Annotated in this window: 14 protein-coding genes and 2 pseudogenes; 6 read left to right on the forward strand and 10 right to left on the reverse strand. The window is 73.2% G+C overall.

All coding sequences use genetic code 11. The features are described 5' to 3' along the window. Positions 1 to 46: 46 nt before the first annotated feature. Complete coding sequence (locus tag E1295_RS40775) at positions 47 to 406, reverse strand: hypothetical protein (protein ID WP_132639476.1); 360 nt, start codon at positions 404 to 406, stop codon at positions 47 to 49. 210 nt (positions 407 to 616) lie between these two features. On the opposite strand from E1295_RS40775, the gene E1295_RS40780 reads away from it, so the two are divergent. Next, complete coding sequence (locus tag E1295_RS40780; protein WP_132639478.1) at positions 617 to 4,474, forward strand: WD40 repeat domain-containing protein; 3,858 nt, start codon at positions 617 to 619, stop codon at positions 4,472 to 4,474. Between the two features lie 12 nt (positions 4,475 to 4,486). Here the strand turns inward: E1295_RS40780 and E1295_RS40785 are convergent, their stop codons facing one another. Then, positions 4,487 to 4,915 carry a type II toxin-antitoxin system PemK/MazF family toxin gene (locus E1295_RS40785; RefSeq protein ID WP_132639480.1) on the reverse strand — a complete coding sequence of 143 codons (429 nt, stop codon included), beginning with the start codon at positions 4,913 to 4,915 and terminating at the stop codon, positions 4,487 to 4,489. 429 nt (positions 4,916 to 5,344) lie between these two features. Here E1295_RS40785 and E1295_RS52285 point away from each other — a divergent pair, with 429 nt between their 5' ends. Continuing rightward, positions 5,345 to 5,548 carry a hypothetical protein gene (locus E1295_RS52285; protein WP_342775956.1) on the forward strand — a complete coding sequence of 68 codons (204 nt, stop codon included), beginning with the start codon at positions 5,345 to 5,347 and terminating at the stop codon, positions 5,546 to 5,548. Here E1295_RS52285 and E1295_RS52290 read toward each other — a convergent pair. Continuing rightward, positions 5,449 to 5,760 (reverse strand): annotated as a pseudogene (locus tag E1295_RS52290) (epoxide hydrolase N-terminal domain-containing protein); the annotation flags it as partial. The gene E1295_RS52285 and the pseudogene E1295_RS52290 overlap by 100 nt on opposite strands. Here E1295_RS52290 and E1295_RS40795 point away from each other — a divergent pair. Then, a pseudogene (locus tag E1295_RS40795) lies at positions 5,759 to 6,334 on the forward strand (helix-turn-helix transcriptional regulator); the annotation flags it as partial. The pseudogenes E1295_RS52290 and E1295_RS40795 overlap by 2 nt on opposite strands. Positions 6,335 to 6,449: 115 nt before the next feature. Beyond that, on the forward strand, positions 6,450 to 7,226 hold the full coding sequence (locus E1295_RS40800; protein ID WP_246080963.1) for a thioesterase family protein: 777 nt from the start codon (positions 6,450 to 6,452) through the stop codon (positions 7,224 to 7,226). Positions 7,227 to 7,230: 4 nt separating this feature from the next. Here E1295_RS40800 and gndA read toward each other — a convergent pair whose 3' ends face one another. Further along, on the reverse strand, positions 7,231 to 8,655 hold the full coding sequence (gene gndA / locus E1295_RS40805; RefSeq protein ID WP_132639484.1) for an NADP-dependent phosphogluconate dehydrogenase: 1,425 nt from the start codon (positions 8,653 to 8,655) through the stop codon (positions 7,231 to 7,233). Between the two features lie 355 nt (positions 8,656 to 9,010). On the opposite strand from gndA, the gene E1295_RS40810 reads away from it, so the two are divergent. Beyond that, complete coding sequence (locus E1295_RS40810) at positions 9,011 to 9,652, forward strand: SDR family oxidoreductase (protein WP_132639486.1); 642 nt, start codon at positions 9,011 to 9,013, stop codon at positions 9,650 to 9,652. Positions 9,653 to 9,746: 94 nt separating this feature from the next. Then, on the forward strand, positions 9,747 to 12,245 hold the full coding sequence (locus tag E1295_RS40815; RefSeq protein WP_132639488.1) for an ATP-dependent Clp protease ATP-binding subunit: 2,499 nt from the start codon (positions 9,747 to 9,749) through the stop codon (positions 12,243 to 12,245). 164 nt (positions 12,246 to 12,409) lie between these two features. Here E1295_RS40815 and ptsP read toward each other — a convergent pair whose 3' ends face one another. From ptsP to mtlA, 6 genes are all read right to left on the reverse strand, one after another. After that, complete coding sequence (gene ptsP, locus E1295_RS40820) at positions 12,410 to 14,098, reverse strand: phosphoenolpyruvate--protein phosphotransferase (RefSeq protein WP_132639490.1); 1,689 nt, start codon at positions 14,096 to 14,098, stop codon at positions 12,410 to 12,412. Continuing rightward, positions 14,091 to 14,372 carry an HPr family phosphocarrier protein gene (locus tag E1295_RS40825; RefSeq protein ID WP_132639493.1) on the reverse strand — a complete coding sequence of 94 codons (282 nt, stop codon included), beginning with the start codon at positions 14,370 to 14,372 and terminating at the stop codon, positions 14,091 to 14,093. The genes ptsP and E1295_RS40825 overlap by 8 nt, the downstream gene beginning before the upstream one ends. Before the next feature lie 52 nt (positions 14,373 to 14,424). Further along, positions 14,425 to 15,429, reverse strand: a complete 1,005-nt coding sequence (locus tag E1295_RS40830) for a zinc-dependent dehydrogenase (protein WP_132639495.1) — start codon at positions 15,427 to 15,429, stop codon at positions 14,425 to 14,427. 336 nt (positions 15,430 to 15,765) lie between these two features. Beyond that, positions 15,766 to 16,191, reverse strand: a complete 426-nt coding sequence (locus tag E1295_RS40840) for a PTS mannitol transporter subunit IIA (RefSeq protein ID WP_132639497.1) — start codon at positions 16,189 to 16,191, stop codon at positions 15,766 to 15,768. Then, positions 16,184 to 16,492, reverse strand: coding sequence for a PTS lactose transporter subunit IIB (locus E1295_RS51505; protein ID WP_132518575.1), 309 nt, complete (start codon positions 16,490 to 16,492; stop codon positions 16,184 to 16,186). Before E1295_RS51505 ends, E1295_RS40840 begins: the two co-directional genes overlap by 8 nt. A gap of 3 nt (positions 16,493 to 16,495) precedes the next feature. Then, on the reverse strand, positions 16,496 to 17,608 hold the full coding sequence (gene mtlA / locus E1295_RS40845) for a mannitol-specific PTS transporter subunit IIC (RefSeq protein WP_246080965.1): 1,113 nt from the start codon (positions 17,606 to 17,608) through the stop codon (positions 16,496 to 16,498). Positions 17,609 to 17,671: the final 63 nt, after the last annotated feature.

The following is a 17,671-nucleotide window of genomic DNA, read 5'->3' on the forward strand; positions in this document are numbered from 1 at the left end:
GGTCCCCGGGCGCGGCCCCGCCGCCCCCGGAGACCGTCCCCGTACGTCAGGCGACGGTGTTGCAGCTGGGCACCCAGCCGACGACCCCTGTCGCGACGTTCCTGCCGTGCTCCCAGTCGCTGGTCGTCACGCCGTTGTCGCACGTGTACGGGGTGCCGGCGGCGAAGCCGTCCACCTCGAAGCCCTGGCCGGGATAGCCGAGACCGTGCCGGGTCGACCTCCCGTCGGGCCGGGCGAAGATCCTCACCCCGGGGACGCGGAAGTCGAACCGGACCGCCCGCTGAGCGGTGTCCTCGGCCACCACGGCCTGCGCGGGGACGGCAGCCAGGGGCAGCGCGGCGGCGGCCAGGGGCAGCGCGGCGGCGGCGACGAGGGCGAGGGCGGTGGTCCTGATCGTCTTGTGCATGGTTCTTCCTGTTCTCTCGATCGGTTGAGCGACCCGCACCGCCGGGTTGCGGTGGCGGGCAGCACCGATCGTGGAGCCGGCGGGATGGCCGGGAGAAGGCGTTTCCCATCGCCTCGCGCGGTAGGCGACAGGGAAACCCGGACAATGCGGCACGAGCCGGCCGGGAAAAATCGCGGGCGCCGCCTCTCCTGGGAGAACTACAGTGAGTGAGTGATCGATCACGGCGCCAGGCTGCGCCGACTGCGGCTGGAGCGAGGGCTGTCACTCAACGAGCTGGCCCGGCTGACCAACTACAGCAAGGGTTATCTGAGCAAGGTCGAGACGGGGGAGAAACAGCTGACGCCGGGGGTCGCGCGCGGATGCGATCGCGCGTTGCAGACCGGCGGCGAGCTGGCCGGGCTGGTGGAGCGCGAGGCGGGGGTCTGCCCCTACCGCGGGCTGAGCCCCTACGAGCCGGAGGACGCCCGGTGGTTCTTCGGCCGGGAGCACACAGCAGGCGTGCTGGTCGCCCGGCTGGCCGCCCGGATGGCCGCACAGCCGGGCGAGCGGGGGCCGCTCACGGTGGTCGCCCCCTCGGGAGCGGGCAAGTCGTCCCTGTTGCGGGCCGGGCTCCTGGCGGCGCTCCGCCGGGGCGCGCTGCCGGGAGCGCAGGGGTGGGCGATCGTGCTGTTCGTGCCCGGCGTGAGCCCGGTGGACGAGCTGCTGGGCAGGATCGGCGGTAGCACGGGGCTGGACGCCCCCGCCCTGGCAGGGCTGCTGCGGCAGGGGCCGGCCGAGTTCGCCGCACACGTACGTTCGGCACTGGAGAACGCCCCCGGCCCGTCTCAGGCCTCACTCGCGGAGGGCCGGGCCGAAGGCCCTGCCCAGGCGCGGCGGCTGGTGCTGGTGGTCGATCAGCTGGAGCAGGTCTTCACGCTGTGCGCCGACCCCGCCGAACGGCACACCTTCCTCGCCGCCGTGCACGCCCTGGCCACGTCCGGCGCCGCGCTCGTCGTGCTCGGACTGCGCGCCGACTTCTACAGCCACTGCCTGGCCTACCCGGAACTGGTCGGCAGCCTGCGCGACGGCCACCTCCCGCTGGGGCCGCTCACCCTGCCGGAACTGCGCGAGATCATCTCCGGCCCGGCCCGCGCGGCGGGCCTGACCATGGAGCCCGGCCTGGCCGAGCTGCTGCTGCGCGACATGGGCGTGCCGCCGGGCACCGCCGACTACGGCACGGGCCCGGTGCACGAGCCCGGCGCGCTTCCGCTGCTCTCCCACACGCTGCTGGCCACGTGGACGCGCCGGAAGGGCAATACCCTGACCGTCGACGGCTACCGGGCGAGCGGCGGAGTCAGCGGGGCCGTCGCCGCCACGGCCGAGCACGTCTACCGCGGCCTCGACCCTCACGGCCAGGAGATCGCCCGCCGGGTGCTGCTGCAGATGGTGTGCGTGGGGGAGGACAACGTCGAGGCCCGCCGGCCGGTCGACCTGCGGTCCCTGCCCGAGCCGCACTTCCCCGCGGCGGCCACGGCCGAGGTGGTCGAGTCGTTCGCCCGGGCGCGCCTGCTCACCCTCGACGCCGACCACGCCCAGCTCGCCCACGAGGCGCTGCTGCGGGCCTGGCCGCGCCTGCGCGAGTGGATCCTCGCCGACCGGGCGGGCCTGCGGACGCGCAGGCAGCTCAGGGAGGCGGCCGAGGCGTGGCGGCGCGAGCACCGCGACCCCTCCCTGCTCTACCGCGGCACCCGGCTGCAGTCGGCGCAGGACTGGGCGGCCTCGGGCGACACCGCGCTGACCGGCCTGGAACAGGAGTTCCTCGACGCGGGGCTGGCCGCGAGGGCGGCCGAGGAGGCGGGCGCCCGGCGGCGCAGCCGCCGCCTGCGCCGCATGGTCGCGCTGCTCACCGTGCTGCTGGTGCTGGCGGTGGCCACCACGGTGATCGCGGTGATCAACCAGCGGGCGGCGACCGAGCAGCGCAACACCGTGATCGCGCGGCAGGCCGCCGACGAGGCCGCCGCGCTGCGGGCCGCCGAACCGGCGCGGGCCGCCCAGCTCAGCCTGGCCGCCTTCCGCCTGGCGCCCACGGTGGAGACGCGCAGCGGGCTGCTGGCCGCCTTCGCCGCCCCGTACGCGATCAAGGTGCGGGCGGGTGACGGGGTCAACCGGGCGCTGTTCAGCGGCGACGGGCGCCTGCTCGTCAGCGCGGGCGACGACGGCGTACGCCTGTTCGCGATGGCGGACCGCCGCCGGCCGCGGCTGCTCGCGGCGTTCGGCGGCGATGGGCCCGACGTCGAGTCCGCCGCTCTGAGCGCCGGCAGCGGACGGCTCGCCACCGCCGGGTTGGACGGCTCGGTGCGGCTGTGGGACGTCACCGAGCCGCGCGCGCCCCGGCTGCTGACCGCCTTCGACGGCCACGACGGGCCCATCTGGGACATCGTCTTCGACCCCGGCGGGGAATTCGTGGCCACCGGCGCCGACGACGGCACGGCCAGGCTCTGGGATGTGCGCGACCCCCGCAAGCCCCGCCGCCTGGCCACGCTGACCGGCCACGCACGGGTGGTGCACGGCCTCGCGCTGAGCCCGGACGGCCGCACCCTGGTCACCACCAGCTACGACGACACCGTACGCGTCTGGGACGTACGCGACCCGGCCTCCCCGCGTCACCTCGCCACGCTGACCGGCCACGGCGAGGACGTCGGGACGGCCGCGTTCAGTCCAGACGGCCGTACCCTCGCCACCGGCAGCGACGACCGCACGGCCAGGCTGTGGGATGTCACCGACCCGCGCCGCCCGCGCGAGCTCGCCACGATCATCGGCCACACCGGGCCGGTGATCGCCGTCGCGTTCAGCCCCGACGGGCGCCGGCTCGCCACGGGAGGCTGGGACCACTCGGTCAGGATCAGCGACGTCGGCCACCCCGCCCGCGCGGCCACCGTGCTGACCGGTCACAGCGGCACGGTGGCCGCGCTCGCGTTCAGCTCCGACGGCTCCACCATGGCCAGCGCCAGCTGGGACCACACGATCAACCTGTGGGACTCGACAGGCCCGGTCATGACCGGCCACGGCGGGGCGGTGCGTGCCGTCGCCTTCCGGCCGGGCGGGCGCATCCTGGCCACGGCCGGAGACGGGCGCGAGGTCCGGCTGTGGGACGTCGCCGACCCGTACCGGCCGAGCGCCCTGTCCACGCTGGACAGCCCGGCGGGCACCACCTACGCCCTGGCGTTCAGCCACGACGGCGCCATACTCGCGGGCGGTGGCGAGGACGAGACCATCCGCCTCTGGGACGTGTCCGACCCGAGGACGCCCCGGCCGCTCCCCACGCTGAGCGGCCACACCGCGAGGGTGCGCACGGTCGCGTTCAGCCCCGGCCGTCGCATCCTGGCCGGCGGCGGGTTCGGCAACGCCGTCCGCCTGTGGGACCTCACCGACCCGCGCCGGCCCGAGCCGCTCACGACGATCAACACCACTCCCAGCGCCGTCTACGCCGTGGCCTTCAGCCCGGACGGCGGCATGCTGGCCGCGGGCGGGTTCGACAGGGCCGTGCGCCTGTGGCGCCTCACCGATCCGCGCCGCCCCGTACCGGCCGCCACCCTGTCCGGGCACACCAACGAGGTCTACACCGTCGCGTTCAGCCCCGACGGGCGCGGGCTGGCCAGCGGCAGCTTCGACCAGAGCGTCCGCCTGTGGGACATCACCGGCCCGGCGCCCCGCACCGTCGCACGGCTGGCCGGCCACCGCGGGGGCGCCACCGCGGTGGCGTTCAGCCCCGACGGCGGGCTGCTCGCGACGACCGGCGAGGACGGGACGACCCGGCTGTGGCGCCTCACCGGCTCAGGCGGGCCGCCGCTGCTGGCCCGCCTCACCGGACACGCCGACGCCGCCCGCGCGGCCGCCTTCAGTCCGGACGGCCGCACCGTGGCCACGGCGGGCGCCGATCACAAGGTACGCCTGTGGGACCCCGATCCTGCCCGCGTCGCCGCCCGCGTCTGCGCACTCACCGGCCCCGGCCTCCTCCGGGACTCCTGGCACGACCACTTCCCCGGCATCGACCACCGCCCACCATGCCCGGACACGACGGCGCCCTGACACGACGGCCGGTCAGCCGGCGTCCCAGCCATGAATCGCCATGAGCCTGGCCGCCACCCGGGCGAAGCGCTCGCCGTCGAGCACCGCGCCCTCGCGACGGATGTCGTCCTCGTCCAGCTCGAAGACCCGGTCGAGCCGTACGTAGGAAACCCGGTCGCCGCGGCCCCACGCGCCCAGCTCCAGCCAGCCGGGGCCGTCGTCGCCCTTGCTGGACAACATCATGGCCAGGAGCCTGCGCCCGGTGCGGCCCACGACCAGCAGCGGGCGGTCCTTGCCCCTGGACGGGTCCTCCTCGTACGGCACCCAGGCCCAGACGATCTCTCCGGGATCGGCCATGCCGTCGAGGTCGGGGGAGTAGGCCAGGGTGGCGGGCCCACGGAGGGAATGGATCTCGCGTACCGCACCCCGGGCGGGCCGGGGGTCCTCACCTAGATCGCGCATTGGGGGAGCTTACGGTGCCAAGGGGACGTAAATCCATCCCTGTGACATCTCCGGTCAGAGACCGGCGAAGAACGCCCGGACGTCGTCCGCCAGCGCCTCCGGGGCCTGGAGCGCGGCGTAGTGTCCGCCGAACGGGAACTCCGACCAGTGCACCACGTGGTGCGCCTGCTCGGCGTACCGCCTGACCGTGCTGTCCCCGGGGAAGACGGCGACGCCCGTGGGGGGTCGTCCCCGGGGCGCCGGGCGGATCCCAGTCGCCGGCGCTCTCCCGGTAGAGGCGTGCCGACGAGCCGGCCGTGCCGGTGAGCCAGTAGAGGCTGACGTTGGTGAGGATGTCGTCGGGCGGGACCCCGTCCACGTCGCGCCCCCAGGAGGCGAAGGCGTCGAGGGTCCAGGCGAGCAGCCCGGTGGGGGAGTCGGCCAGCGCGTATGACCAGGTGGAAGTCGCGGGCCAGCGACCCGGCCACGCGGGAGAAGTCCGCGAACGAACTGGGCCAGCCGTGCGTCAGCAGCAGCGGCAGCGCGTCCCGCCGGTCCGAGCGGACGTGCGCGAAGTGCACCCGCTGCCCGTCGATCTCGGTCGTGTACTGCGGCAGCGCGTTGAGCCGCGCCTCGTGCGCCCGCCAGTCGTAACCGTCGCGCCAGTAGGCGGCCAGCTCCCGCACCGCACCGGGCGGCACCCCGTACGACCAGCCGACCCCGTCGAGCGCGTCCGGCCAGCGCGTACGGTCCAGCCGCGCGCCCAGGTCGTCGAGCCGGTCCTGCGGGATGTCGATGACGAATCTGTTCATGGCCGGGAACGGTAGGCGCCATCGCGGCCAGGGCGAGGCCACAATGGTCGACATGCTGGACACCTCCGCGAGATTGCTCCGACTGCTGTCGCTGCTGCAGTCCCGGCGCGACTGGCCGAGCGCCGACCTGGCCGAGCGGCTCGGCGTCGCCCGGCGCACGGTCCGCCGCGACGTCGAGCGGCTGCGCGGCCTCGGCTACCCCGTGCACTCCACGCCCGGCGTGGCCGGCGGTTACCGGCTGGGCGCGGGCGCGGAGCTGCCGCCGCTGCTGCTCGACGACGAGGAGGCCGTCGCGGTCGCGGTCGGCCTGCGCACCGCCGCGGGCGGCACCGTGGAGGGCATCGAGGAGACCTCACTGCGCGCGCCGGCCAAGCTCGAACAGGTCCTGCCCGCCCGGCTGCGCCACCGGGTGAACGCGCTGCAGACCCACACCGTGCGCATCCACCGTGACGGTCCGACCGTGGACGCCGGGCTGTTCACGCGCGTCGCCGCCGCCTGCCGCGACCACGAGCGGCTGCGCTTCGCCTACACCGACCACGAGGGCGAGGTGACGATGAGAACGGCCGAGCCCCACAGCCTCGTGACCAAGGGCAACCGCTGGCACCTCGTCGGCTGGGACACCGGCCGCATCGCCGTGGCCGCGGCCTTCCTGGACGTGGGCTTCGAGGTGCTGGAGCCGGTCGAGCTGAAGGAGCGCCTGCACGCGCTCGGACGCCGCCTGCTCTCCTCTAGAATCTGATTCTGTGTCGTCGTCAGCGTTCTTCACCCGGAAGGGGGACGAACTCGTCCCCGCCCCCCACGCCCGCGGCCCCTGGTCACCCGACATGCTCCACGGCCGGCTGCTCGGCGGGCTCGCGGCCCGGGCCATCGAGCAGCGCCACGCGGAGCCCGGCCTGCGCTTCGCCAGGCTGACCGTCGACCTGTTCCGCAACAGCCCCATGGTGCCCGTCACGGTGGAGACCTCCCTGGTCAGGGACGGCCGCCGGATCCGGGTGGCCGACGCGACGATCTCCACCGAGCAGGGGGTGATCGCGCGGGCCGCCGCCGTGCTGCTCAGGCAGGGCGAACAGCCCGCAGGCCCGCAGGCGGTCGTCACGCCCGCGTGGGACGAGCCGCCTCCCTCCGGCCCGCCGGCCGAAGGACGCGAGTGGACGCCGCCGTTCGACCTGTGGCAGGTGTCCGGCTGGGGCGGGCCCGGTCCGGGGCGGGCGTGGCTGCGCGAGCGCGACCCGCTGGTGGACGACGAGCCGCTGACCCCGTTCGTACGCGTGGCCCTGGCCGCCGACTTCGCCAGCCCGCTCAGCAACGCGGGAGTCGACGGGCTGCGCTTCATCAACGCCGACTACACGCTGACGCTCGCCCGGCTGCCCGGGGGCGACCTCCTCGGCATCGAGGCCACCGGCCACCTCAGCGCCGGCGGCGTGGCGACCGGGCAGGTCACCCTGCACGACCCGGCGGGACCGCTCGGCTTCTGCGTGGTGACGGCCGTGGCTAACCCGGCCCCGCTGAGGAGCTCCTGACCGGTCAGGCCGGACGTTCCGCGCGGTCGCCGGACCAGTCGGTGTGGAAGACGCCCTCCTTGTCGACCCGGTGATAGGTGTGCGCGCCGAAGTAGTCGCGCAGCCCCTGCACCAGCGCCGCGGGCAGCCGGTCGCGCCGCAGCCCGTCGTAGTAGGCCAGCGCCGAGGAGAAGCCCGGCGTCGGCACGCCGATCCGCACGGCCGTGGTGATCACCCGCCGCCACGACTCCTGGGCCGCGTCCAGGACGGCCGCGAACGTCGGGTCGGCGAGTAGCGTCGGCAGCTGCCGGTCGGTGTCGTACGCGGCCCGGATCCGGTCGAGGAACTTCGCCCGGATGATGCACCCGCCGCGCCAGATCGTCGCCATGGCGCCCAGGTCGAGATCCCAGCCGTACTCCTTCGAGGCCGCCGCCATCTGGTCGAAGCCCTGCGCGTACGCCACGATCTTGGAGGCGTAGAGCGCCTGCCGTACGTCCTCGACCAGTTCGCGCCCGCCGACGCCGGACAGCTTCGGCCCCCGCAGCGACGCGGCGGCGGCGCGCTGCTCCGGATGGCCGGACAACGCGCGGGCGAAGGTCGCCTCGGCGATGCCCGTCACCGGTACGCCGAGGTCGAGCGCGCTCTGCACGGTCCAGCGGCCGGTGCCCTTCTGCTCGGCCTGGTCGACCACGATGTCCACGAACGGCTTGCCCGTCTCGGCGTCCACCTGGTCGAGCACCTCGGCGGTGATCTCGATCAGGTAGGAGTCGAGGTCGCCGCGGTTCCACTCCCTGAACACCTCGGCCAGCTCGGCCGGCGTCGCGCCCAGCGCCTGGCGCAGCAGGTCGTACGACTCCGCGATGAGCTGCATGTCGGAGTATTCGATGCCGTTGTGCACCATCTTGACGAAGTGGCCGGCGCCGTCGGGGCCCACGTGCACGCAGCACGGCACGCCGTCCACCTGGGCCGCGATGTCCTGCAGGATCGGGCCGAGCGCCTCCCACGACTCCTTCGAGCCGCCCGGCATGATGCTCGGGCCGAGCAGCGCGCCCTCCTCGCCGCCGGAGATGCCGGTGCCGACGAAGTGGATGCCCCGCTCGCGCAGCGCCGCCTCGCGCCGCCGGGTGTCCTGGAAGTGCGCGTTGCCGCCGTCGACGATCATGTCGCCGGGCTCCATCAGGTCGGCGAGCTGGTCGATCACCGCGTCGGTGCCGGCCCCCGCCTTGACCATGATGATCGCCCTGCGCGGGCGCTTCAGCGAGGCGACGAACGCGGCCAGCTCCTCGGACGGCACGAACGTGCCCTCCCCGCCGAACTCCTTGATCAGCTGCTGCGTACGGCTGTACGAGCGGTTGTGCACCGCGACCGCGTATCCGTGTCTGGCGAGGTTGCGGGCGAGGTTGCGCCCCATGGTGGCCAGGCCGGTGACGCCGATGTCTGCCACGTCCATAGTTCAGTCTCCTCTTCGGGGGATACGCATGATCAAGCCCGGGCGTTCGGAGGGATATTCCCACCTCGCCCCGTCGGCCGTACACCGGGCTCCGCGAGCCCGTCCGGCGGGCCGGCGGGGACCGTGACGTGCCGGTCCGCTCGGCTCCTCCCTGGCATACCCGCGCACGCCTGCCCGATGCCGGACGATCACCATCGGTTGCCCGCCGCCTTCTCCCGCCGCCGGAGGGAACGGGCGGTCCGTCCCCGGGGAGTAAGGGCGTGCGGAAACGGGCAGATCCGGTCCGTCGCCGTCCTCATCCGGAGAGGCGGCGAGCCCCGCGGGGAGCGGGCACACCACGACACCATGAGGAACGATGCGGATCATCATCGCGGGCGGCCACGGCAAGATCGCACTGCGCCTGGCCCGGCGCCTCGGCCCGGACGCCGTCGGCCTGGTGCGCAACCCGGCCCACGTCGCCGACGTCGAGGCCACGGGCGCCGAGGCCGTGGTGTGCGACCTGGAACGGGCGTCGTCCGGCGAGGTCGCGGCGATCGTCGACGGGGCCGGCGCCGTGGTCTTCGCCGCGGGCGCGGGGCCGGGCAGCGGCGCGGCCCGCAAGGAGACGGTCGACAAAGGCGCGTCCGTGCTGCTCGCCGACGCCGCCGAGGAGACCGGCGTACGACGGTTCGTCCAGATCTCGTCCATGGGCGCGGGCAAGCCGCCCGCGCCGGACAGGGACGAGGTCTGGGCGGCCTACATCAGGGCCAAGACCGAGGCCGAGGACGACCTGCGTGCCCGCGACCTCGACTGGACGATCCTGCGCCCCGGCCGGCTGACCGACGAGCCGGGCACCGGCCTGGTCAGGCTGGCGCCGGAGGTCCCGCCGGGCGCGGTGCCCCGCGACGACGTGGCCGCCGTCATCGCCGCCATGCTCGACGCGCCGGGAACCGTGCACCGGACGCTGGAGCTCGTCTCCGGTGACACGCCCGTGGCCGACGCCGTCGCGGGAAGGTGACGCGACGGCCGTACCCGGCGGCAGGCTTTGCCGAAAGGTGGCTATGAAGTGCGACATACCCGGCTATGTGTCCTCCTGAGCTTTAGGGGGATTCATGTCTGACATGCCGTTCAGGTCGTTCTTCGGCGGGGATCCGTTCAGAGGGTTCGAGGAGCTCACCGGCCGCGTGTTCGGCGGGATGGAGGCCTGGCCGCCGGCGCGGCCCAGCGTCCAGCGGGTGGACGTCGGCAGGCTGCTCAGCGCCTCGGCCAGGGAGGTCCTGAGAAACGCCCTGGAGAACGCCGGGCAGCGCGGCGCCGCCGACCTGGACGTGCTCGACCTGCTCGACGCGCTGCTCGACGACGACGCCACGGGGAGCGCGCTGCGCGCGGCCGGCGTGGACGTCGGCAGGCTCCGCGACCGCATCGACGCGCTGGCCGGCGCCGGCCAGCCCGCGGAGCCGCCCACGACCCTCTCACCGGCCGCCAAACGCGCCGTCCTGGACGCGCAGCGGATCTCACGCGCCCTGCAGTCGTCGTACATCGGCCCCGAGCACCTGCTGCTCGCCCTGGCCGCCAACCCCGACTCCAGCGCCGCCCGCCTCCTGCGGGAACAGGGCGTGTCCGCCGACGAGCTGCAGCAGGCCATCGTGTCCGCCGGCGGCGCGCGGGCGGGCGAGCCGCGCAGGCGGAACGGCGACACGCCGACGCTCGACGAGTACGGCAGGGACCTCACGGAAGAGGCCAGGCAGGGCGGGATCGACCCGGTCGTCGGCCGCGAGGACGAGATCGAACAGTGCATCGAGGTCCTGTCGCGGCGCACCAAGAACAACCCGTGCCTGATCGGCGAGCCGGGCGTCGGCAAGACCGCGATCGTCGAGGGCATCGCCCAGCGCATCGTCAACGGGACCGTCCCCGACATCCTCAAGGACCGCCGCGTCATCGGCCTCGACCTCACGGGGATGGTGGCGGGCACGAAGTACCGGGGCGAGTTCGAGGAACGCATCAAGAAGGTCATCGACGAGGTCCGGGCGCACGCCGACGAGACCATCGTCTTCATCGACGAGGTGCACAACCTGGTCGGCGCCGGCGCCGCCGAGGGCGGCATGGACGCCGCCAACATTCTCAAACCCGCCCTCGCCCGCGGCGAGCTGCACGTCATCGCCGCCACCACGATCGACGAGTACCGCAAGAACATCGAGAAGGACGCCGCGCTCGAACGCCGCTTCCAGCCGATCCTCGTCTCCGAGCCGACCGTGGAGCAGACGATCGAGATCCTGGCCGGGCTGCGCGACACGTACGAGGCCCACCACCAGGTGCGCATCACCGACGAGGCCCTCGACGCTGCCGCGAACCTGTCGGCCCGCTACATCTCCGACCGTTTCCTGCCCGACAAGGCCATCGACCTCATGGACCAGTCCTCGGCCCGGGTACGGCTGCGCTCGCGTACGCCCGGCACCGGCGTGCGCGAGCTGGAGGAGCGCCTCGACTCGCTGCGCCGTGACAAGGACCAGGCCATCTCCGCCGACGACTTCGACCGCGCCAAGGAGCTGACCACCGAGATCGGCAAGATCAGGCCGGAGCTGGAGCGCGCCCGGCGCGGCGAGGACGACGTCCCGCAGGTCGAGGTGGAGGACATCGCGGAGGTCGTGTCGCGGCAGACCGGCATCCCGGTCACCCAGCTCACCCAGCGCGAACGCGAGCGTCTCATGAGCCTGGAGGAGCACCTGCACAAGCGCGTGATCGGCCAGGACGAGGCCGTCGTCGCCATCGCCGAGGCGGTGCGCAGGGCCAGGGCGGGACTGTCCGACCCGAACCGCCCCATCGGCAGCTTCCTGTTCCTCGGCCCCACCGGGGTCGGCAAGACGGAGCTCGCGAGGTCGCTGGCCGCCGCGCTGTTCGGGGGCGAGGACCACATGGTGCGCATCGACATGAGCGAGTACCAGGAGCGGCACACGGTCTCGCGCCTCATCGGGGCCCCACCCGGATATGTCGGGTATGAGGAGGCGGGTCAGCTCACCGAGGCCGTACGCCGCCGCCCGCACGGCGTCATCCTCCTCGACGAGATCGAGAAGGCCCACCCCGACGTGATGAACATCCTGCTGCAGATGCTCGACGACGGCCGGCTCACCGACGGCCACGGCCGCACCGTCGACTTCACCAACTCGATCGTCATCATGACCAGCAACATCGGCGCGCAGATGATCCTCGACTCCGAGGACACCCCGGAACTGCACGACCGGCTCATGGACCTGCTGCGCCACTCACTCCGTCCCGAGCTGCTCAACCGCATCGACGAGACGATCATCTTCAAGCGGCTGGAACGCGACCAGCTCCGCCAGATCGTGGACCTGCTGCTGGAGCGGACCCGGCAGCGGCTGCGCGGCCAGGACGTCACGATGGAGGTCACCGACGCCGCCAAGGACTGGCTGGCCGAGCGCGGCTACCAGCCCGAGTTCGGCGCCCGGCCGCTGCGCCGCACGGTGCAGCGCGAACTGGACAACCGGCTGTCCACCATGCTGCTGACCGGCGAGATCGAGGAGCACGGCAGGGTCACCGTCGACGTCGACGGTGACGGCCTCCAGCTCAGGGCGCACAACCCGGAACAGGTCTGAGAATCGTCGTCCCCGATTTCGACACCGCGCTGTCGGTCACCACGATCCTGGCCGGCCATCTCGACGGCACCCGCTGAGCTCACCCGCGGCCGCATGCGCCCGGTCAGGTCCCCGGGCAGCCGCGTCCCCCACGCCCGGCAGGCCGCGCCGCCTGGCGCGCGCTCCTAGCCGACGGCCTCCTCCGCGCGGCGCCGGCACTCCTCCAGGGTGAGACCGGCCAGCGCCTCCCGTATGGCGGGCACGCACACGGGGGCCATCGACAGGCTCGTCACACCCAGCCCGGCCAGCAGCGGCGCGAGCAGCGGATCGCCGGCCGCCTCGCCGCACACGCCGACCGGCTTGCCCGCCTCCCTGCCGGCCCGCGCGCACATGCCGATGAGCTGGAGCAGGGCGGGCTGGCGCGGGTCGAGCAGATCGGCCAGCTCCGAGTGCTGGCGGTCGGCGGCGAAGGTGTACTGGGCCAGGTCGTTCGTACCGATGCTGAGGAAGTCGACCTCGCGCAGCAGCGCTCCCGCCCGCAGCGCCGCCGCGGGCACCTCCACCATCGCGCCCACCTTCGCGATGCCCCGCTCGCGGGCGCGCCGGGCGAACGCGCCCGCCTCCGCCACGGTGGTGACCATGGGCGCCATCACCCACGCCTGCGTGCCCGTCGCCCTGGCCGCCTCGGCGATCGCGTCGAGCTGGGTGTCCAGCACGTCCGGCAGCACCCGGTCCACCCGCAGGCCCCGTATGCCGAGGGCCGGGTTCGGCTCGGCCGGAAGGCCCAGGAAGGGCAGGGGCTTGTCGGTGCCCGCGTCGAGCGTGCGCACGATCACGGTCTCCGCCTGCTCGAACACCTCCGCGTACGCGGCCACCTGCTCCTCGAACGACGGCGCGCCCGTACGGTCGAGGAACAGGAACTCCGTCCTGAACAACCCGACGCCCTCCGCGCCCGGCCGCAGGTCCTTGGCCGAGCCGATGTTGAGCAGCAGCTTCACCGGATGACCGTCGGCCGTCCTGCCGGGGCCCCTGCTCGCCGCCAGCCTGGCCCGCTCCGCGCGCTCGCCCGCCACGATCTCGGCCGCCCGCTCCGCGGTGAGGCCGGTCGTGATCTCGCCGGCGCCGCCGTCGACCCCGATGACCGTGCCGTCCGGCAGGTCCATGACGCCCGCGCAGGCCACCACCGCCGGCAGGCCGCGGCCGCGCGCCAGGATCGCGGTGTGGCTCGTGGGGCCGCCCCGTTCCGTGACGAGCGCCAGCACGTCGGGGCCGAGCCCCGCGGTGTCGGCGGGGGAGAGGTCCTCGGCCACCAGCACGTACGGATGGCCGGGGGCGGGCAGGCCGGGCATCGGCAGGCCGAGCGCGAACGCCACCGCCCGGTGCTTGAGATCGTCCAGGTCGGCGGCCCGCTCGGCCAGGTAGCCGCCCAGCTCGGCCAGGGCGTCGCGGTGCTGGGTGAAGGCGGCGTCCAGGGCGTGCGCGGCGTCGGCGCCGTCGCGCGCCCGCCGCTCGGCCTCCTCCAGCAGCATGGGGTCCTCGGCCATCATGGCCAGCGCCTCAAGGATCTCCGCCGCTTCCGCGCCGCCGGCCTGCTCACCGGACGGTTGGGAGCGGGCGGCCGCGGCGCGGCGGTTGAGATCGGTGGTGACCGACTCCAGGGCCTTGGCGACGGTGGCCGCCTCGGCGCCCGGGTCGGTCACGGGGCGGGGCGCGGGCAGCGCCGGCGGCCCCGCCATCCGGATCATCGGTCCCGCCGCCCGGCCCTGGCTGACGCCGAGGCCGGCGAGCCGCCCGGCGGGGTCCGCGGCCCCGCCGCCCGGCGGGACGGTACGGGGGTCAGGCCGGGACAGGTCAGGCCGGGACAGGTCAGGCATCGAGGGCCTCTTCCGCGTCCAGGTCACGCGACAACAGCGCGGCGAGGGAGTCGAGCGCCTCCTCCGCCCCCGGCCCCTCCGCTTCGAGCGTGACCTCCGAGCCGCGCACCGCGCCCAGCGACAGCACCCCCAGCATGCTCTTGGCCGGCACGGACTTCTCGCCCAGCCGGACCGTCACCGGCACGTCCAGCTTCGCCGCCGTCTGCACGAACAGCTTGGCGGGACGGGCGTGCAGGCCGCTGGCCGAGGCCACGGCCACCGTTCGTTGTGCCATGAGAAGCCTCCCAGGCTCCATGTCGGATCTTCAGTGCTGGTTCTCGCGGACGTCAGGGCTCGATGGTGACCTTGATGGCCGCGCCCCTGCTGACGAGATCGATCCCGTCGAGCACCTGCGGCAGCGGCAGCCGGTGGGTGATGAGGTCGGACACCACCACCGCCCCGTCGGCCACCAGCCGCAGTGCCTCGGCGTTGTGCGCAGGGCTGGAACCGTTCGCGCCGACGATGGTCAGCTCGCGGTAGTGCACCAGGTTGGAGTCGAGCGCGATGACGGGGTCGTCCTTCGGCAGGCCGCCGAAGAAGCTGATCCGGCCCTGCCTGGCCGCCATCCTCACGGCCTGCTCCTGCGCCGCGCCCGACGCCGCAGCGGTGATCACGACGTCGGCGCCCCTGCCGCCGGTCAGCTTGAGCACGTGCTCGACCGGGTCGGCGTCGATGGCCGCGTCGGGGCGTACGAGCTCGGCCGCCATCGCCAGGCGCTCGGCGTTGACGTCCACGAGGAAGACCCGGGAGGCGCCGCGCGCCCGCGCCAGGCGTACGTGCAGGCAGCCGATCGGGCCCGCGCCCATCACCACCACGTCGTCGCCCGCGCCCACGCCGGCCAGCGACTGGCCGTTGAGCACGCACGCCAGCGGCTCGGCCACCGACGCCTCGGCGAAGCCGACTCCGGACGGGATGGCGTTGACGCCGTCCACGGCCCGCACCTTGGCCGGGATGATCATGTACTCGGCGAAGCCGCCGTCGTAGTGGTAGCCCATCGACTCCTGGTTCGGGCAGACCGTCCGCCGGCCGCGTACACACTCCTGGCAGGTGCCGCACGGGATGGCGGCGATCACCTGCACCCGCTCGCCGGTGCCGACGACCTCGCCGGAGATCTCGTGGCCCATGACGCGCGGCGGCCTGATGTGGTGGTGGCCGAACTTGAAGATCTTGGCGTCCGTGCCGCACGTCGAGCAGTTGCGTACGCGGATCTTCAGCTCGCCCGGCCCCGGCTCGGGCTCGGGCGCGTCCTCGATCCTGATGTCGCCCGGGGCGTGGAATCTGGCGACCTTCATCGGATACCTCCGAGGAAACCCCCGCCTTCGGACAGGGGAGGAATCGGACTCCTGCGGAGCAGGGCAGGGGTAGCCGATTCGCCGTCAGGCGAACCGGTGTCACAACGCCGCACGACATCGCACGGTTCGGTAGTGTGTTCGACGGTGGTGATGACCAAGCCACCGGACGAACGATCAGAAGCACCCTCGCCGCAGGGTTTGCGGAGAGGTGAAACGCCTGTGGAGCTGGTGTAAGACCTCAACGGGAGTTCCCTTTCCCGGGCGGGCGACCGGCGGTGAAGCAGGAAGGCCGGTCGGCGACGGCTGGAATCCCGGCCCTGAAGGACCGGAAGGATGTCAAGTGAGCTCCTTCATCACCTGTGAGACCTCCGTGGCCTCACGCAGCGCCCTCGCACGGTCGGGATCCATAAGGATCTCGGCCAGCTGCGACAGCAGTTGTACGTGGCCGTCGTCCTTGGCGGCGATGCCGACGCAGAGCGTGACCTGCTCGCCGTCCCAGTCGACGCCGCCGGGGAACCGGACCACGCAGATCGCGTCGCGCCGGACATCTCCTTTGGAGGCGTTCGTCCCGTGCGGGATGGCCACCCCCTCGCCGACGTAGGTGGAGATCGACCGCTCGCGTTCGAGCATCGCCTCGATGTACGGCTCCGCGACGGCGCCCACGTCGGCCAGCGCCCGGCCGCACCGGCGGATGGCCGCGTCGCGGTCGGGGGCGCTCTCGTGCAGCAGCACGGCCCGCGGGTCGAGCAGGTCGTCACGCATCGACGGTGCCGCCGTTCTTGATGGTGTTCACCAGCTTGGTCACCGCCGGGTCGCCGAGGAAGATCTGGAACGACACCAGGGGCTTGCCGGGGGCGGACGCCTTGGCCCTGGCGGCCAGCCCCGAGTGGCACACGATGACGTCGGCGTCGTCGGGGATCGAGTTGACCGGGGTGTGCTCGACCGTGACGCCGCTGTCCTTGAGCTGCTTGCGCAGCTGGGAGGCGAGCATCACGCTGCTGCCCATCCCGGCGTCGCAGGCGACGATGAGCTTCTTGATGTCCTTGCTGTCGATGCTGGGCATGGGTCAGGCCTCCTTGGTGGCGGGCTCGGTGCCCTCACTGGATTCTGCGGGATCGTCCTGCTCCGCCTTCTCCCCGCGGCCGAAGCCGAGCAGGAGGGCGGCGACGGCGAACGACACGGCCGCCGCCACGAGGATGCCCAGGCTGGAGCTCAGCCAGCCGCCCCTCGGGGTGACCGCGAGATAGGCGAAGATGCTGCCGGGCGACGGCGAGGCGACCAGGCCGGCGCCGGTGGCGATGAACGTGAACACGCCGGCCGCGCCACCCGCGATGACGGCCAGGATGAGACGCGGCTTCATGAGCACGTACGGGAAGTAGATCTCGTGGATGCCGCCGAAGAACTGGATGATCATCGCGGCGGGGGTGCTGGGCCGCAGCTGGCGCGGGCCGAACAGCAGGAACGCCAGCAGCAGGCCGAGCCCCGGGCCGGGGTTCGACTCGAGCATGAACAGGATCGACTTGCCGGTCTGGGCGGCCTCGTTGATGCCGAGCGGGGTGAGCACGCCGTGGTTGATGGCGTTGTTGAGGAACAGCACCTTGGCCGGCTCGATCAGCACCGAGGCGATCGGCAGCAGGTTGTTGCTGACCAGCCAGCCCACGGCGTTGCCCGCGGCCGTGGTGGCGGTCTCCACGACCGGGCCGATGCCGAGCATGCCGATGATGGCCATCGCGCCGCCCACGATGCCGGCGGAGAAGTTGTCGACCAGCATCTCGAAGCCGGCCTTGGTCCGCTGCTCCGTGAACTTGTCCACATATTTCAGGATCAAGGCGGTGAGCGGGCCGACGATCATGGCGCCGAGGAACATGGGGGACTCGGTGCCCACCACGACGCCCATGACCGCCACCGAGCCCACGACCGCGCCGCGCTGGCCGTGCACCATCCGGCCGCCCGTATAGGCGATGAGGACCGGCAGCAGGGTCCCGATGATCGGGCCGACCATCTTCGCGAGCGTCTCGTTGGGCAGCCAGCCGGTCGGGATGAACAGCGCGGTGATCAGGCCCCAGGCGATGAACGCGCCGATGTTCGGCATGATCATCCCGGCCAGATGGCCGCCGATGCGCTGGATGGTGGCCTTGACACCGGTTCCGGTGACCGGGGGTGTGTAACTGTCGGCCATGGACTTGCTCCTTCGGGGATGAGCAGTTGATCAGCCGCTTCGCTGGTCAGGGGAGTGCGGGGG

Source organism: Nonomuraea mesophila (assembly GCF_004352805.1).
In the GTDB taxonomy this organism is placed as follows: domain Bacteria; phylum Actinomycetota; class Actinomycetes; order Streptosporangiales; family Streptosporangiaceae; genus Nonomuraea; species Nonomuraea longispora.

Bases quoted from the DNA above. Each gene is read 5' to 3' on its own strand.
- E1295_RS40775 (WP_132639476.1), bottom strand. From the start codon at position 406: ATGCACAAGACGATCAGGACCACCGCCCTCGCCCTCGTCGCCGCCGCC.
- E1295_RS40830 (WP_132639495.1), bottom strand. From the start codon at position 15,429: ATGAAGGTCGCCAGATTCCACGCCCCGGGCGACATCAGGATCGAGGAC.
- E1295_RS51505 (WP_132518575.1), bottom strand. From the start codon at position 16,492: ATGCCCAGCATCGACAGCAAGGACATCAAGAAGCTCATCGTCGCCTGC.
- mtlA (WP_246080965.1), bottom strand. From the start codon at position 17,608: ATGGCCGACAGTTACACACCCCCGGTCACCGGAACCGGTGTCAAGGCC.
- E1295_RS40810 (WP_132639486.1), top strand. From the start codon at position 9,011: ATGCGGATCATCATCGCGGGCGGCCACGGCAAGATCGCACTGCGCCTG.
- E1295_RS52285 (WP_342775956.1), top strand. From the start codon at position 5,345: ATGACCAGGTGGAAGTCGCGGGCCAGCGACCCGGCCACGCGGGAGAAG.
- E1295_RS40815 (WP_132639488.1), top strand. From the start codon at position 9,747: ATGTCTGACATGCCGTTCAGGTCGTTCTTCGGCGGGGATCCGTTCAGA.
- gndA (WP_132639484.1), bottom strand. From the start codon at position 8,655: ATGGACGTGGCAGACATCGGCGTCACCGGCCTGGCCACCATGGGGCGC.
- E1295_RS40840 (WP_132639497.1), bottom strand. From the start codon at position 16,191: ATGCGTGACGACCTGCTCGACCCGCGGGCCGTGCTGCTGCACGAGAGC.
- E1295_RS40825 (WP_132639493.1), bottom strand. From the start codon at position 14,372: ATGGCACAACGAACGGTGGCCGTGGCCTCGGCCAGCGGCCTGCACGCC.
- ptsP (WP_132639490.1), bottom strand. From the start codon at position 14,098: ATGCCTGACCTGTCCCGGCCTGACCTGTCCCGGCCTGACCCCCGTACC.
- E1295_RS40785 (WP_132639480.1), bottom strand. From the start codon at position 4,915: ATGCGCGATCTAGGTGAGGACCCCCGGCCCGCCCGGGGTGCGGTACGC.